We start from the raw sequence: 15953 nt of genomic DNA, 5'->3' as shown, positions 1-15953 counted from the left end.
GATGAGCCGTTCCGCCCATCCCGCCGGGCCCCGCCACGCCGACGTCCTGCCCGAGGGCCACTACGCGCCGCCGCCGGCCGACCTCAACGCCCTCGACGAAAAGGTCTGGGCGCGGACCGTGACGCGGAACGACGACGGGATCGTCACCGTCGGCGGCATCGAAGTGACCCGCCTCGCGCAGGAGTTCGGCACCCCGGCCTACTTCCTCGACGAGGAGGACTTCCGGGCCCGCTGCCGCGCCTGGGCGCACGCCTTCGGCAAGGACGCCGACGTCTTCTACGCCGGAAAGGCATTTCTTTCCAAGGCGATCGTGAAGTGGCTGAAGGAAGAGGGGCTGAATCTCGACGTCTGCTCCGGCGGGGAACTCACCACCGCCCTCGCCGCCGGAATGCCCGCCGACCGGATCGCCTTCCACGGCAACAACAAGTCGCAGGAAGAGATCCGCCGCGCGGTGACCGCGGGCGTCGGGCGGATCGTCCTCGACTCCTTCCAGGAGATCGCGCGCGTCGCGCACATCGCCCGCGAGCTGGGCGTGCGCCAGCCCGTGCAGATCCGCGTCACCGTCGGCGTCGAGGCGCACACCCACGAGTTCATCGCCACCGCCCACGAGGACCAGAAGTTCGGCATCGCCGTCGCCGACGGCTCCGCCGCCGAGGCCGTGCGCCGGGCGCTCGGGCACGAGAGCCTGGAGCTGCTCGGCGTCCACTCCCACATCGGCTCGCAGATCTTCGACATGGCCGGCTTCGAGGTGTCCGCCAAGCGGGTGGTCCGCCTGCTGGCCGCCGTCCGCGACGAGCACGGAGTCGAGCTCCCCGAGATCGACCTCGGCGGTGGCCTCGGCATCGCCTACACCTCCGCCGACGACCCGCGCGAGCCCCACGAGATCGCCAAGGCGCTCACCGAGATCGTCGCCCGCGAGTGCGAGAGCGCGGGCCTGAAGGCGCCGCGCATCTCCGTCGAGCCGGGCCGCGCCATCGTCGGCCCCACCGCCTTCACGCTCTACGAGGTCGGCACGATCAAGCCCCTCGAAGGGCTGCGGACGTACGTCTCCGTCGACGGCGGCATGTCCGACAACATCCGCACGGCCCTGTACGACGCCGAGTACGCCGTCACCCTCGTCTCCCGCGTCTCCGACGCCGAACCGATGCTCGTACGCGTCGTCGGCAAGCACTGCGAGAGCGGTGACATCGTGGTCAAGGACGCGTTCCTGCCGGCCGACCTGGCGCCGGGGGACCTCCTCGCCGTACCGGCCACCGGGGCCTACTGCCGCTCCATGGCCAGCAACTACAACCACGCGCTGCGACCGCCGGTCGTGGCCGTGCGCGACGGGCAGGCGCGGGTGATCGTCCGCCGTGAGACGGAGGAAGATCTCCTGCGCCTCGACCTGGGGTGATACCCATATTTCTGGAACAGGGGTTCCGGCCCTCAAAATAGGTGTCTCACTCAATGGACCGAGGATGGAAAGTCCTGTCCATTGAGTGAGACTGGTTGACACCTGGCGCGCAAAACCGCGCGCCGGGAGCGAAGAAGATCGAAAGGCGTAGGTCAAATGATGCGTACGCGTCCGCTGAAGGTGGCGCTGCTGGGCTGTGGAGTGGTCGGCTCAGAGGTGGCGCGCATCATGACGACGCACGCCGATGATCTGACAGCCAGGATCGGCGCCCCGGTCGAACTGGCCGGCGTGGCCGTGCGTCGCCCCTCCAAGGTCCGCGAGGGGATCGACCCGGCCCTGGTCACCACCGATGCGACCGCCCTGCTCAAACGGGGCGACATCGACGTCGTCATCGAGGTCATCGGCGGGATCGAGCCCGCCCGCACCCTGATCACCACCGCCTTCGAGAACGGCGCCTCCGTCGTCTCCGCGAACAAGGCGCTCCTCGCCCAGGACGGCGCGGCCCTGCACGCCGCCGCCGAGCAGCACGGGCTGGACCTCTACTACGAGGCCGCCGTGGCCGGCGCGATCCCGCTGGTCCGCCCGATGCGCGAGTCCCTCGCCGGCGACAAGATCAACCGGGTGATGGGCATCGTCAACGGCACGACGAACTTCATCCTCGACAAGATGGACTCGACCGGCGCCGGCTACCAGGAGGCGCTGGACGAGGCCACCGCCCTCGGTTACGCCGAGGCCGACCCGACCGCGGACGTCGAGGGCTACGACGCCGCCGCCAAGGCCGCCATCCTCGCCGGCATCGCCTTCCACACCCGCGTCCGCCTCGACGACGTCTACCGCGAGGGCATGACCGAGGTCAGCGCCGCCGACTTCGCCTCCGCCAAGCGCATGGGCTGCACCATCAAGCTCCTGGCGATCCTGGAGCGCGCCGCCGACGGCGAGTCCGTCACCGCGCGCGTCCACCCGGCGATGATCCCGCTGACCCACCCGCTGGCGTCCGTCCGCGAGGCGTACAACGCCGTCTTCGTCGAGGCGGAGGCCGCCGGGCGCCTGATGTTCTACGGGCCCGGCGCGGGCGGCTCGCCGACCGCGTCCGCGGTCCTCGGCGACCTCGTCGCCGTCTGCCGCAACAAGCTCGCCGAGGCAACGGGGCCCGGCGAGTCGGCGTACACCCAGCTGCCGGTCAGCCCCATGGGGGACGTCGTCACCCGCTACCACATCAGCCTCGATGTGGCGGACAAGCCGGGCGTCCTCGCCCAGGTGGCGACGACCTTCGCGGAGCACGGTGTCTCCATCGACACCGTCCGTCAGCAGGGCAAGGACGGCGAGGCCTCCCTCGTCGTCGTCACCCACCGCGCGCCCGACGCGGCCCTCTCCGGGACCGTCGAGGCGCTGCGGAAGCTGGACACCGTGCGCGGTGTCGCCAGCATCATGCGTGTTGAAGGGGAGTAAGGACCCATGAGCAGCAATCGCACCCACCAGTGGCGCGGCATCATCGAGGAGTACCGTCACCGTCTTCCGGTGACGGACACCACTCCCGTGGTCACGCTCCGCGAGGGCGGCACTCCCCTCGTCCCCGCCCAGGTGCTGTCCGAGCGCACGGGGTGTGAGGTCCACCTCAAGGTGGAGGGCGCCAACCCCACCGGTTCCTTCAAGGACCGCGGCATGACCATGGCCATCACCAAGGCCAAGGAGGACGGCGCCAAGGCCGTCATCTGCGCCTCCACGGGCAACACCTCCGCCTCCGCCGCCGCCTACGCGGTGCGCGCGGGCATGGTCTCCGCCGTCCTCGTGCCCCGCGGCAAGATCGCGCTCGGCAAGATGGGCCAGGCGCTGGTGCACGGCGCCAAGATCCTGCAGGTTGACGGCAACTTCGACGACTGCCTGGACCTGGCCCGCGCGCTGTCCGACAACTACCCGGTGGCGCTGGTCAATTCCGTCAACCCGGTGCGCATCGAGGGTCAGAAGACGGCCGCGTTCGAGATCGTCGACGCGCTCGGCGACGCCCCCGACATTCACGTGCTGCCCGTCGGCAACGCCGGCAACATCACCGCGTACTGGAAGGGCTTCAAGGAGTACAAGGCCGACGGCCTGGCCACCCGTACGCCCCGCGTGTGGGGTTTCCAGGCCTCCGGCTCCGCGCCGATCGTGCGCGGCGAGGTCGTCAAGGAGCCGCACACCATCGCCACCGCGATCCGCATCGGCAACCCGGCCTCCTGGGACTACGCGCTCGCCGCGCGCGAGGAGTCGGGCGGCTTCATCGACGAGGTGACGGACCGCCAGATCCTGGCCGCCTACCGTCTGTTGGCCGCGCAGGAGGGCGTCTTCGTCGAGCCCGCCTCGGCCGCGTCGGTGGCCGGTCTGCTGAAGGCGGCCGAGGCCGGTCTCGTCGACCCGGGCCAGCGGATCGTGTGCACCGTCACGGGCAACGGCCTCAAGGACCCCGACTGGGCGGTCGCCGGCGCTCCGCAGCCGGTCACCGTTCCGGTGGACGCCGAGGCCGCCGCCGTACGGCTCGGCCTGATCTGACCCGCGGGCCGTCCGCGGCCCCGCGCGCCACCCGTTGCCGGGTTCCGGAAGTGTCCGGAACCCGGCAACTCGGCCCGTACGACCTCAAAAGTCGACGGAATCCGATGTGAACCGGTGGGCCATCCGCGACACGCGTCGTGCGCCTCCTGTGCGCCCTATGTCGCGAGAGAACCTTCCTTCGATACGCTGTACTTACATCCGCCACCGCGCATATGACCGCGGTGCTGCCCCAAGGGCCTTCGGGTGTCGTACGTTCTCCAGTACATTCGCAGCGAAGATCCCGCACCGCCGCCAGATCTCGCACAGTCACAAGGAGTGTCATCGACCGATGGCAGGTCCCGCGTTCCGCGCCGCCGCCGTACGAGTGCGCGTCCCCGCCAGCAGTGCCAACCTCGGCCCCGGCTTCGATGCCTTCGGTCTGGCCCTGGGGCTCTACGACGACGTGGTCGTCCGCGTCGCCGACTCCGGCCTGAACGTCGACATCGCGGGTGAGGGCGCCGACACCCTCCCGCGCGACGAGAGCCACCTCCTCGTACGCTCCATGCGCACCGCCTTCGACCTGCTGGGCGGCCAGCCGCGCGGCCTGGAGGTCGTCTGCGCCAACCGCATCCCGCACGGTCGGGGCCTCGGCTCCTCCTCCGCCGCGATCTGCGCCGGCATCGTCGCCGCCCGCGCCGTGACCATAGGCGGGGAGGCCAAGCTCGACGACGCGGCCCTGCTGGAGCTCGCCACGGAGATCGAGGGTCACCCCGACAACGTCGCCGCCTGTCTGCTCGGCGGCTTCAGCCTGGCCTGGATGGACGGGGGCAGCGCCCGGGCGATCCGTATGGAGCCGGCGCGTTCCATCGTTCCGGTGGTCTTCGTCCCCTCCAACCCGGTCCTGACCGAGACCGCGCGGGGCCTGCTCCCGCGCACCGTGCCGCACGTGGACGCGGCCGTCAACGCGGGCCGTGCCGGTCTGCTCGTCGAGGCCCTGACCAGGCGCCCCGAGCTGCTGCTGCCCGCGACCGAGGACCGGCTGCACCAGGAGTACCGCATCCCGGCGATGCCCGAGAGCGTCGCGCTCGTGGCCCGACTGCGGGCGGACGGCATCCCCGCGGTCATCTCCGGCGCCGGCCCCACGGTCCTCGCGCTGGTCGACAACGACGCGGCCGACAAGGTCGCGCGGCTCGCGGGCGAGGGGTGGGCGGCGAACCGGCTCGCCCTCGACACCGCGGGCGCGAGCGTCCTTCCGCTGGGCACCCAGGGCGGGCAGTCCGTGTCGTGACGACACGGCCCCGTCCGGGCGGGCGGCCGGGCAGGCCGCCGGCCCGCGGAAGGGGCGATTGCCGGTGATTGAGAGGGGGAATGTCTGTTGGATCCGGTAGTGTTAATCTCAAGTGCGCATCCGAAGCCGCCATGGCTCGGTGCTCAGTGTCCCCATCCGGGACCACCTTTCTTCCGGGAGCCTCCCCGACTGCTTTGATCGCTGCCAGCAGTTTCGAGCACGCTCCGGAATCGGCGTGACATTCCCACGCTTCCAGCTCGGGGGCTTCTCGCCGGAACCACGCACGTTTCTTTCCGCCGTACATCTCCCGGCGGACCACCGCCCCGGCACGGTCCACACACCTAGGACCGTTGTCGGACAGCACAACCGGTCGCCGAGCCAGACAGGCCGACGTCCGCTCCAGGGAAGGACCCTTCGTGAGCGACACCACCGATCTGATGGGCGCTGCCGACACCAACGTCGACACCAGCGCTCCCGCCGCGGGCGCCGCACCCAAGCGACGCCGCTCCGGCACCGGCCTTGAGGGCATGGTCCTGGCCGAGCTGCAGCAGGTCGCGTCGGGCCTCGGTATCAGGGGCACCGCGCGCATGCGCAAGAGCCAGCTGATCGAGGTCATCAAGGAGGCGCAGGGCGGCAGCGCCCCCAAGGCCGCGGCCCCCGCCGCGGACGCCGCCGAGGCCAAGCCGAAGCGCCGCGCCACCAGCAAGGCCCGTACGGGCGAGGCCGCCGCGCCCGCCGAGAAGCCCGCCGTCCAGGCGCAGATCGAGATCCCGGGTCAGCCGGCCAGCGAGGACGCCCCGGTGGGCGAGCGTCGCCGCCGTCGCGCGACCGCTCCCTCGGGCAGCCCGGAGTCCTCGGCCCCCGCCGTCGTGCAGGTCGAGCAGAAGACCGAGACCGCCCCCGCCGCGCAGACCGAGGCCAAGGCGGAGGCCGCCACGGCGGTGTCCGCGCAGGGCCAGGCGCAGGAGGGCGGCGAGGGCCGTACCCGTCGCGACCGCCGTGACCGCGGCGAGCGGGGCGACCGCGCCGAGCGCGGTGACCGTCAGGGTCGTCGCGAGCGCGGTGCCAAGGCCGACGAGCAGGGTGGCCAGGCGGCTCAGGGCGGCCAGGCCGGCCAGGGCGGTCAGGGCGGTGGTCGTCAGGACCGCGCCGACCGTCAGGACCGCGCCGACCGTCAGCAGCAGGGCGGCCAGGGCGGCCAGGGCCGGCAGGGTCGTCAGGACAACGGCCCCCAGGACGACTTCGACGGCGAGGACGGCCGTCGCGGCCGTCGCGGCCGTTACCGCGACCGCCGCGGTCGTCGTGGCCGCGACGAGTTCGCGCCGAACGAGCCGCAGGTCGCCGACGACGACGTGCTGATCCCCGTCGCGGGCATCCTCGACATCCTCGACAACTACGCGTTCATCCGGACCTCGGGCTACCTGCCCGGCCCGAACGACGTGTACGTCTCCCTCGCCCAGGTCCGCAAGGCCGGTCTGCGCAAGGGCGACCACACCACCGGTGCGGTCCGTCAGCCCAAGGACGGCGAGCGCCGCGAGAAGTTCAACGCGCTCGTGCGCCTGGACTCCGTCAACGGTATGGCGCCCGAATCCGGCCGCGGCCGGCCGGAGTTCCAGAAGCTGACCCCGCTCTACCCGCAGGACCGGCTCCGTCTGGAGACCGACCCGGGCGTGCTGACCACCCGCATCATCGACCTCGTGTCGCCGATCGGAAAGGGGCAGCGCGGTCTGATCGTGGCCCCGCCGAAGACCGGCAAGACCATGATCATGCAGGCGATCGCCAACGCGATCACCACCAACAACCCCGAGTGCCACCTGATGGTCGTCCTGGTCGACGAGCGTCCGGAAGAGGTCACCGACATGCAGCGGTCGGTCAAGGGCGAGGTCATCTCCTCGACCTTCGACCGTCCGGCCGAGGACCACACCACCGTCGCCGAGCTGGCCATCGAGCGCGCCAAGCGTCTCGTCGAGCTGGGTCACGACGTGGTCGTCCTGCTCGACTCCATCACCCGTCTGGGCCGCGCGTACAACCTCGCGGCGCCCGCCTCCGGCCGCATCCTGTCCGGTGGTGTCGACTCGACCGCGCTGTACCCGCCGAAGCGCTTCTTCGGTGCCGCGCGCAACATCGAGGACGGCGGTTCGCTGACCATCCTGGCCACCGCGCTCGTCGACACCGGCTCGCGCATGGACGAGGTGATCTTCGAGGAGTTCAAGGGCACCGGCAACATGGAGCTCAAGCTCGACCGCAAGCTCGCCGACAAGCGCATCTTCCCGGCCGTCGACGTCGACCCGTCGGGCACCCGCAAGGAGGAGATCCTCCTCAACAGCGAGGAGCTCGCCATCGTCTGGAAGCTGCGCCGGGTGCTGCACGCGCTCGACTCGCAGCAGGCGATCGAGCTGCTGCTCGACAAGATGAAGCAGACGAAGTCGAACGCCGAGTTCCTGATGCAGATCGCCAAGACGACCCCGGCCGGCAAGAACGACGACTGACCGGACGTCGCACGCGACCGTCACCACGCGACCGCCCCCGCCGCACTCCGCGGCGGGGGCGGTCGTGCGTCGTGCGTCGCGCGTCGTGCTCACCTGCGACGTTCGACACATCGACGAGCGGCGCGCGGCCCTCGTGAGCCCCCGCGCGACCTCGTCGAAACCGCAGGTGAGCGGGCGATCACGCGCCGGTCGTCCGCGAGGGGGCGCCGGCCCGGCGAGTTTCCGCCCGCTCCGCGCGCCGTGGAACCCTGGAACCCGCTCGTCCGTCTGAGTGAAAGAGCAGCGGGTCACCGAACGGCAGGACTGAGGAGAGCATGAGCGAGGAAACCAGGGGCCGCGGCCGGCGTGCCGCCACCCGGCGCCGACGGAAACCGCCGCGCCGCCGGGGCCTCACCCTCGCCGCCTGGATCGCGGCGGGCGTGGTCCTGCTCGGCGGCCTCGGTCTCGGATGGGTCTACTTCAAGCTCAACGGCAACCTGAAGAGCGTCGACATCGACGGGGCCCTCGGCAAGGACCGCCCCGCCAACATCGACAACGGCTCGATGGACATCCTGGTCCTCGGCTCCGACTCCCGCGACGGGGCCAACCGCGCGTACGGCGCCGACGACGGCGGCTCGGCCCGCTCCGACACCGCGATGATCATCCACCTCTACGAGGGCCACAAGCAGGCCAGTGTGGTCTCCATACCGCGCGACACCATGCTCCCCAGACCCTCCTGCGACACCGGCAAGGGCAAGACCAACCCCGGCAGCAGGCGCGCGCAGTTCAACGAGGCCTTCACGATCGGCGGGGCGGCCTGCGCGGTCAAGACGGTCGAGACGATGTCGGGGATCCGCATGGACCACTACATCGAGGTCGACTTCACCGGCTTCAAGAAGATCATCGACAACCTCGGCGGGGTCCAGCTCACGACCACCAAGCCGATCAAGGACGACGGCAGCCACCTGGACCTGCCGGCCGGCTCCCACAAGCTGAACGGCGAGCAGTCCCTGGGCCTCGTCCGCACCCGCAAGAGCGTCGGTGACGGCGGGGACCTGGGCCGAATACAGCTCCAGCAGGCCTTCATCAAGGCGCTGATCAAGCAGGTCAAGGGCATCGGCGTCTTCGAGAGCCCCAAGAAGCTCTACGGCCTCGCGGACTCCGCCACCAGCGCGATCACCACCGACAAGGCGCTCGGCGACGTGAAGTCCCTCGCGGGCTTCGCCCAGGGCCTCCAGGGCATCAGCGCCGAGAACATGCACATGATCACCCTGCCGGTGGGACGGGACCCGCTCGACAAGGACCGCGTGGTGCCCCTGGCCAAGGACTCCAAGCTGGTCTGGGACGCCCTGCTGGCCGACCGCCCCATCCCCGCCGAGGCCACCCAGCACTCCTCCGGTGACAAGAGCACGGCCGGCTCGATCGTCCAGTGACCGGCGCCGGGGCGCCTCGTCCGGCCCGCCCCAGGCGCCCCGGAGCCGGCCGGAATAGATGCCGCGCCGTCCCCGTTGAGGTGAGCGTTCCCAAAATTTTGACAGGCGGCCCGGTCCTGGCAGACTGGTCTGTCGGCCCCGGTTCACGCAGTGCGCAATTCGGCTCCTGCGACCCGGCGCCCTCCCGAATCTAGGAGACACCTTGAAGCGCGATGTTCACCCCGAGTACGTCGAGACCCAGGTCAGCTGCACCTGTGGCGCGTCGTTCACCACCCGTAGCACCCTGACCGAGGGCACCATCCGTGCCGAGGTCTGCTCCGAGTGCCACCCGTTCTACACGGGCAAGCAGAAGATCCTCGACACCGGTGGCCGCGTGGCCCGCTTCGAGGCCCGCTTCGGCAAGGGTGCGGCCAAGAAGTAGCGCGACCCAGGCGCCGGTCACCGGCCGCCCCCTGACCACGCGGGGGCGGCCGGACCGGCGCCTTTGTCGTCGTGTCGCCCAGCCCAGCCCATTTTTGACTTTCACCACAGGAGCACCCGATGTTCGAGGCGGTCGAGGAACTGGTCGGCGAACACGCCGATCTCGAGAAGAAGCTCGCCGACCCGTCGGTCCACTCCGATCAGGCCAACGCCCGCAAGCTGAACAAGCGCTACGCGGAGCTGACCCCGATCATCGCCACCTTCCGCGCGTGGAAGCAGACGGCCGAGGACATCGAGACGGCCAAGGAGCTGGCCGCCGACGACCCCGACTTCGCCGCCGAGGTCAAGGAGCTGGGCGCCCAGCGCGAAGAGCTCACCGAGAAGCTCCGCCTGCTGCTCGTCCCGCGCGACCCCAGTGACGACAAGGACGTGCTCCTGGAGATCAAGGCGGGCGCCGGCGGTGACGAGTCCGCCCTGTTCGCCGGTGACCTGCTGCGCATGTACCTGCGCTACGCCGAGCGCGTGGGCTGGAAGACCGAGATCATCGACTCCACCGAGTCCGAGCTCGGCGGCTACAAGGACGTCCAGGTCTCCGTCCGCACCAAGGGCGGCAACGGTGCCACCGAGCCCGGCCAGGGCGTCTGGGCCCGCATGAAGTACGAGGGCGGCGTGCACCGCGTCCAGCGCGTGCCGGCCACCGAGTCCCAGGGCCGCATCCACACCTCCGCCGCCGGCGTGCTCGTCACCCCGGAGGCCGAGGAGGTCGAGGTCGAGATCAACGCGAACGACCTCCGCATCGACGTGTACCGCTCCTCGGGCCCCGGCGGCCAGTCCGTCAACACGACCGACTCCGCCGTGCGCATCACGCACATCCCCACCGGCGTCGTCGCCTCCTGCCAGAACGAGAAGAGCCAGCTCCAGAACAAGGAGCAGGCCATGCGCATCCTGCGCTCCCGCCTGCTGGCCGCCGCCCAGGAAGCCGCCGAGCAGGAGGCCTCCGACGTGCGTCGCAGCCAGGTGCGCAGCGTCGACCGGTCCGAGAAGATCCGTACGTACAACTTCCCGGAAAACCGGATCTCGGACCACCGCACCGGTTTCAAGGCGTACAACTTGGACCAGGTGCTCGACGGCGACCTCGACTCGGTCATCCAGGCCTGCGTCGACACGGACTCCGCGGCGAAGCTCGCGGCCGCGCACTGACCCTGCTCCACCCCCCCCGTACGACAGCAGCCCGGAGGACCAGCGTGAACTTGCTGCTTGCCGAGGTGGCCCAGGCCACCCAGCGGCTGGCCGCCGCCGGCGTGCCCTCTCCGCGTTTCGACGCGGAGGAGCTCGCGGCCTTCGTGCACGGCGTCAAACGGGGGGAACTGCACCACGTCAAGGACGCGGACTTCGACGCCCGCTACTGGGAGGCCGTCGCGCGCCGCGAGGCGCGCGAGCCGCTCCAGCACATCACCGGCCGCGCCTTCTTCCGCTACCTGGAGCTCCAGGTCGGTCCCGGGGTGTTCGTGCCCCGGCCCGAGACCGAGTCGGTCGTGGACTGGGCCATACAGGCCGTCCGGGCCATGGACGTGGTCGAGCCGCTGATCGTGGACCTGTGCACCGGCTCCGGCGCCATCGCGCTCGCCATGGCCCAGGAGGTGCCGCGCTCGCGCGTGCACGCCGTGGAGCTGTCCGAGGACGCGCTGCGGTGGACCCGCAAGAACGCCGAGGGCTCACGGGTCACCGTCCACCAGGGCGACGCGCTCAGCGCGCTGCCCGAGCTCGACGGACAGGTCGACCTGGTCATCTCCAACCCGCCGTACATCCCGCTCACCGAGTGGGAGTACGTCGCCCCGGAGGCCCGCGACCACGACCCCGAGATGGCGCTGTTCTCCGGCGAGGACGGGCTCGACACCATCCGCGGCATCGAGCGCACCGCCCACCGCCTGCTGCGGCCCGGCGGCATCGTCGTGATCGAGCACGCGGACACCCAGGGCGGCCAGGTGCCGTGGATCTTCGCGGACGAGCGGGGCTGGGCCGACGCCGCGGACCACCCCGACCTCAACAACCGCCCGCGCTTCGCGACGGCCCGCAAGGCCCTGCCGTGACCGCCCCCCTGACCGCCACCCCCCTGCTGCACGAGGAGTCCCGCTGATGGCCCGGCGATACGACTGCAACGACGCGACGGACCGCAAGACGGGTCTGCGCGAAGCGGCATCCGCAGTGCGCCGCGGCGAGCTCGTCGTGCTGCCCACCGACACCCTCTACGGGATCGGGGCGGACGCCTTCAGCGCCGAGGCCGTCGGTGACCTGCTCGCCGCCAAGGGCCGGGGCCGCAGCATGCCCACTCCCGTGCTGATCGGCTCCCCGAACACCCTCCACGGACTCGTCACGGACTTCTCCGAGCAGGCCTGGGAGCTCGTCGACGCCTTCTGGCCGGGCGGGCTGACCCTGGTCGCCAAGCACCAGCCGTCGCTCGCGTGGGACCTGGGCGAGACGCGCGGGACCGTCGCCGTCCGCATGCCCCTGCACCCCGTCGCGATCGAGCTGCTGACCGAGGTCGGCCCGATGGCCGTCTCCTCCGCCAACCTCTCCGGCCACCCCGCGCCCGAGGACTGCGACGCCGCGCGCGCCATGCTGGGCGACTCCGTCTCCGTCTACCTGGACGGCGGCCCGACCCCCAGCACCCTGCCGTCGTCGATCGTCGACGTCACCGGGAAGGTTCCCGTCCTGCTGCGCGCGGGCGCGCTGACCGCCGAGCAGCTGCGGGAGGTCGTACCCGACCTCGAGGTGGCCCCGTGAGCCCTCAGGGGCGTGGCATAGCCGGCGGGGGCCTTCCGGCCGCCGCCGGGGGAGAGTCCTTCCGCATACTCCACGTCAGCACCGGCAACGTGTGCCGCTCGCCCATCACCGAGCGGCTGACGCGCCACGCCCTGGCCCACCGGCTGGGAGGCCTCCCGGCCGGGGACCTCATCGTGGAGAGCGCCGGCACGTGGGGCCACGAGGGGGCGCCGATGGAGGCGAACGCCGCCGCCGTCCTCGCCGACTTCGGGGCCGACGCCTCCGGGTTCACCGGACGGGAACTGCTCGACGAGCACGTCATACGCGCCGACCTCGTGCTGACCGCCACGCGGGACCACCGGGCGCAGGTCATCTCGATGGGACACTCCGCGGGACTGCGCACCTTCACGCTGAAGGAGTTCACGCGGCTCGTGCGGGCGATAGACCCGGCGACGCTGCCGCCGCTGGACGAGGGCATGGCCGAACGGGCGCGGGCCCTCGTACGGGCCGCCGCGGCGCTGCGCGGGTGGCTGCTGGCGCCGAGCGCCGACGCCGACGAGGTGTACGACCCGTACGGGGCGCCGATCACCTTCTTCCGCTCCATCGGCGACGAGATCAACCAGGCGCTGGACCCGGTCGTCACCGCGCTGACCGGCGTCACCGCCTCCCGCTGAACCGCCGCGGGTCCGCCCGCCGCCGGGGCGGGCGCCTACCGCGCCGGCACCCCCAGGACCTCCGCGCGGCGGGCCCGCACGGCCGTACCGGGCGGGCCGGTGGGCGGGGGCCTACAGTGGCTGGTACCTGATGGGCAGCACCCTGGAGTCGCGCCATGAGCGTCATCACCCAGCCCACGGACCTGCTGCGGTGGCAGGATCCGCAGATGGCCGACGTGCTCGCCGGAGAGGCGCGGCGACAGGGCGAGACGCTCCAGATGAGCGCCGCCGAGAACTTCGCCTCGCCCGCCGTGCTCGCCGCCCTCGGCTCCGCCCTGGCCAACAAGTACGCCGAGGGGTATCCGGGCGCCCGCCACCACGGCGGATGCGAGTACGCCGATCTGGCCGAAGGCATCGCCGTGGAGCGTGCCAAGGCCCTCTTCGGCGTCGAGCACGCGAACGTCCAACCGCATTCCGGTTCCTCCGCCGTCCTCGCCGCCTACGCCGCCCTGCTGCGCCCCGGGGACACCGTGCTCGCCATGGGACTGCCCTTCGGCGGCCACCTCACCCACGGCTCGCCCGCCAACTTCTCCGGCCGCTGGTTCCACTTCGTGGGCTACGGGGTCGATCCCGGCACCGGGCTCATCGACTACGAGCAGGTGCGGCGCCTGGCGCGAACCCATCGGCCCAAGGCCATCGTCTGCGGCTCGATCTGCTACCCGCGCCACCCGGAGTACTCGGTGTTCCGCGCGATCGCCGACGAGGTCGGGGCCGCCCTCGTGGTGGACGCCGCCCACCCCATCGGGCTGGTCGCCGGCGGGGCCGCGCCGAGCCCCGTCCCGTACGCCGACCTGGTCTGCGCGACCACCCACAAGGTGCTGCGGGGCCCGCGGGGCGGGATGGTCCTGTGCGGCGCGGAGTACGCCGAGCGCGTCGACCGGGCGGTGTTCCCCTTCACCCAGGGCGGGGCCCAGATGCACACCATCGCCGCCAAGGCGGTGGCCTTCGGCGAGGCGGCCGGGCCCGGCTTCACCCGCTACGCGCACCGGGTCGTGGCCAACGCCCGCGCGCTGGCCAGGGCCCTGTCCGAGCGCGGCTTCGGGGTGACCACCGGCGGTACCGACACCCACCTCATCAGCGTCGACCCGGCCCCGCTGGGCGTCGACGGGCCCACCGCGCGCGGCCGGCTCGCCGCCGCCGGGATCGTCCTCGACACCTGCGCGCTGCCGTACGGGGACCAGCGCGGGATCCGGCTGGGCACCGCGGCCGTGACCACCCAGGGGATGGGGGAGGCGGAGATGGAGCGCGTCGCGGAACTGTTCGCGGTCGCGCTGCGCGGGGCGGGCGCGGGGACCCGTACGGAGGTCGCGGAGCTGACGCGGGGATTTCCCCCGTACGGGGGTTGAGGGGGCAGGCGAGGGGCAGCCGGAACCGGAACGGCCCCTCCGCGCGTCCTCGGACGAGGTGACATCGCGGCTAATGTGTGGGGCTGAGATGGCCGGCGATACATCTGGGGCAGCCCGTGCGTGAATATCTGCTGACGCTTTGCGTCACGGTCGCGGTGACCTACCTGCTGACCGGGCCCGTGCGGAAGTTCGCGATCGCGGCCGGGGCCATGCCGGAGATCCGCGCCCGCGACGTGCACCGCGAGCCGACACCGCGGCTCGGCGGGATCGCCATGTTCGGCGGCCTGTGCGCCGGTCTGTTGATCGCCGACCACCTGCGCAACCTCAACGGCGTCTTCGAGCTGTCGAACGAACCGCGCGCCCTGCTGTCGGGCGCGGCGCTGATCTGGCTCGTCGGGGTCCTGGACGACAAGTTCGAGATCGACGCCCTGATCAAGCTGGGCGCGCAGATGATCGCCGCCGGCGTGATGGTCATCCAGGGCCTGACCATCCTGTGGATCCCGGTGCCCGGCATCGGCACGATCTCCCTCACCCAGTGGCAGGGCAACCTGCTGACGGTGGCGCTCGTGGTGATCACGATCAACGCCGTGAACTTCGTCGACGGCCTCGACGGTCTCGCGGCCGGCATGGTGTGCATCGCCTCGGCGGCGTTCTTCCTCTACGCCTACCGCATCTGGTTCGGCTACGGCATCGAGGCGGCGGCGCCCGCGACCCTCTTCGCGGCCATCCTGATGGGCATGTGCCTGGGATTCCTGCCGCACAACATGCACCCCGCCCGGATCTTCATGGGGGATTCCGGCTCGATGCTGATCGGCCTCGTGCTGGCGGCCTCGGCCATCTCCATCACGGGTCAGGTGGACCCCGACACGATGGCGCTGTTCGCGGGTGGTGAGCGCAATGCCACGCACGCGATGCTGCCGGTCTTCATTCCGCTGCTGCTGCCGTTCACGATCATCGCGATCCCGGTCGCCGACCTGATCCTGGCCATCGTGCGGCGCACCTGGAACGGTCAGTCGCCCTTCGCGGCGGACCGCGGTCATCTGCACCACCGACTGCTGGAACTCGGGCATTCGCACAGCCGGGCCGTGCTGATCATGTATTTCTGGTCAGGGCTGATCGCATTCGGCGCGGTGGCCTATTCGGTGCACTCCGCCTCGATGTGGATCGTGCTCGGCATCGCGGCGCTGAGCGCGCTGGGTCTGGTCCTGCTCCTCCTGCCGAGGTTCACGCCGCGCGCCCCGCGGTGGGCCGAGGGTCTGGTCCCGCCCCGCTACCGGCACTCCGAGCGCGCCGCGGAGGCGGCCGTACGTCAGGACGAGGCGGCGGAGCCGGAGCCGGCGAGGCCGGTCGCGGCGGGAGTGGCGGGCGTCAACGGGGCGACCGCGGTAGGCCCCCGTTCGCGCCTCCCCGACCGGCGGAAGGCCGGATCGGCACGCTGACGCCGGGGTCGCATGTCCGACATGGATGCCCTTTAGCAGACAAGAAAGCGTCTTGTCCTGCACACACGCGCGGGGTACCTCTCATGTGTGACAGTCAGCACACCCGACAGGTAAAGCTCTCATCAAATAGTTTGTGATACCGTTCACTAAACCCGGTGACAGAGCCGAAGGACCGTAGTGCGACG

At 71.3% G+C, this 15953-nt stretch carries 13 protein-coding genes; all 13 read left to right on the top strand.

Features of this window, described 5'->3' with window-relative positions:
- Position 1: 1 nt before the first annotated feature.
- The 13 genes from lysA to ACZ6ZI_RS15005 all read left to right on the top strand — a co-directional run bounded on the left by lysA (position 2) and on the right by ACZ6ZI_RS15005 (position 15768).
- Complete coding sequence (lysA, locus tag ACZ6ZI_RS15065) at positions 2–1393, top strand: diaminopimelate decarboxylase (RefSeq protein ID WP_363053298.1); 1392 nt, start codon at positions 2–4, stop codon at positions 1391–1393.
- 159 nt (positions 1394–1552) lie between these two features.
- On the top strand, positions 1553–2842 hold the full coding sequence (locus tag ACZ6ZI_RS15060) for a homoserine dehydrogenase (protein WP_363053432.1): 1290 nt from the start codon (positions 1553–1555) through the stop codon (positions 2840–2842).
- 6 nt (positions 2843–2848) lie between these two features.
- On the top strand, positions 2849–3919 hold the full coding sequence (gene thrC, locus ACZ6ZI_RS15055; RefSeq protein WP_469520232.1) for a threonine synthase: 1071 nt from the start codon (positions 2849–2851) through the stop codon (positions 3917–3919).
- Positions 3920–4247: 328 nt separating this feature from the next.
- Positions 4248–5186 carry a homoserine kinase gene (gene thrB, locus ACZ6ZI_RS15050; RefSeq protein ID WP_469520229.1) on the top strand — a complete coding sequence of 313 codons (939 nt, stop codon included), beginning with the start codon at positions 4248–4250 and terminating at the stop codon, positions 5184–5186.
- A 416-nt stretch (positions 5187–5602) separates the two neighbouring features.
- Positions 5603–7675 carry a transcription termination factor Rho gene (gene rho, locus ACZ6ZI_RS15045; protein WP_469520226.1) on the top strand — a complete coding sequence of 691 codons (2073 nt, stop codon included), beginning with the start codon at positions 5603–5605 and terminating at the stop codon, positions 7673–7675.
- A gap of 314 nt (positions 7676–7989) precedes the next feature.
- Positions 7990–9087, top strand: a complete 1098-nt coding sequence (locus ACZ6ZI_RS15040; RefSeq protein WP_469520223.1) for an LCP family protein — start codon at positions 7990–7992, stop codon at positions 9085–9087.
- A 202-nt stretch (positions 9088–9289) separates the two neighbouring features.
- Positions 9290–9508 carry a 50S ribosomal protein L31 gene (gene rpmE, locus ACZ6ZI_RS15035; RefSeq protein WP_007266580.1) on the top strand — a complete coding sequence of 73 codons (219 nt, stop codon included), beginning with the start codon at positions 9290–9292 and terminating at the stop codon, positions 9506–9508.
- Between the two features lie 119 nt (positions 9509–9627).
- Positions 9628–10707: a peptide chain release factor 1 gene (prfA, locus tag ACZ6ZI_RS15030; protein WP_469520221.1), complete on the top strand. Its 1080-nt coding sequence runs from the start codon at positions 9628–9630 to the stop codon at positions 10705–10707.
- 44 nt (positions 10708–10751) lie between these two features.
- Positions 10752–11597: a peptide chain release factor N(5)-glutamine methyltransferase gene (prmC, locus tag ACZ6ZI_RS15025; protein ID WP_249767811.1), complete on the top strand. Its 846-nt coding sequence runs from the start codon at positions 10752–10754 to the stop codon at positions 11595–11597.
- A 46-nt stretch (positions 11598–11643) separates the two neighbouring features.
- Positions 11644–12291, top strand: a complete 648-nt coding sequence (locus ACZ6ZI_RS15020; RefSeq protein WP_363053304.1) for an L-threonylcarbamoyladenylate synthase — start codon at positions 11644–11646, stop codon at positions 12289–12291.
- Entirely contained in the window at positions 12288–12944 is a 657-nt protein-coding gene (locus ACZ6ZI_RS15015) for an arsenate reductase/protein-tyrosine-phosphatase family protein (RefSeq protein WP_469520218.1), read from the top strand. The genes ACZ6ZI_RS15020 and ACZ6ZI_RS15015 overlap by 4 nt, the downstream gene beginning before the upstream one ends.
- A gap of 155 nt (positions 12945–13099) precedes the next feature.
- Entirely contained in the window at positions 13100–14329 is a 1230-nt protein-coding gene (locus ACZ6ZI_RS15010; RefSeq protein WP_469520214.1) for a serine hydroxymethyltransferase, read from the top strand.
- 104 nt (positions 14330–14433) lie between these two features.
- Positions 14434–15768: an MraY family glycosyltransferase gene (locus tag ACZ6ZI_RS15005; RefSeq protein WP_363053433.1), complete on the top strand. Its 1335-nt coding sequence runs from the start codon at positions 14434–14436 to the stop codon at positions 15766–15768.
- Positions 15769–15953: the final 185 nt, after the last annotated feature.

This window comes from Streptomyces sp. NPDC103540 (assembly GCF_055584445.1).
Note: the sequence above shows the minus strand (reverse complement) of the source record. Positions and strands in the feature narration are given on the sequence as shown.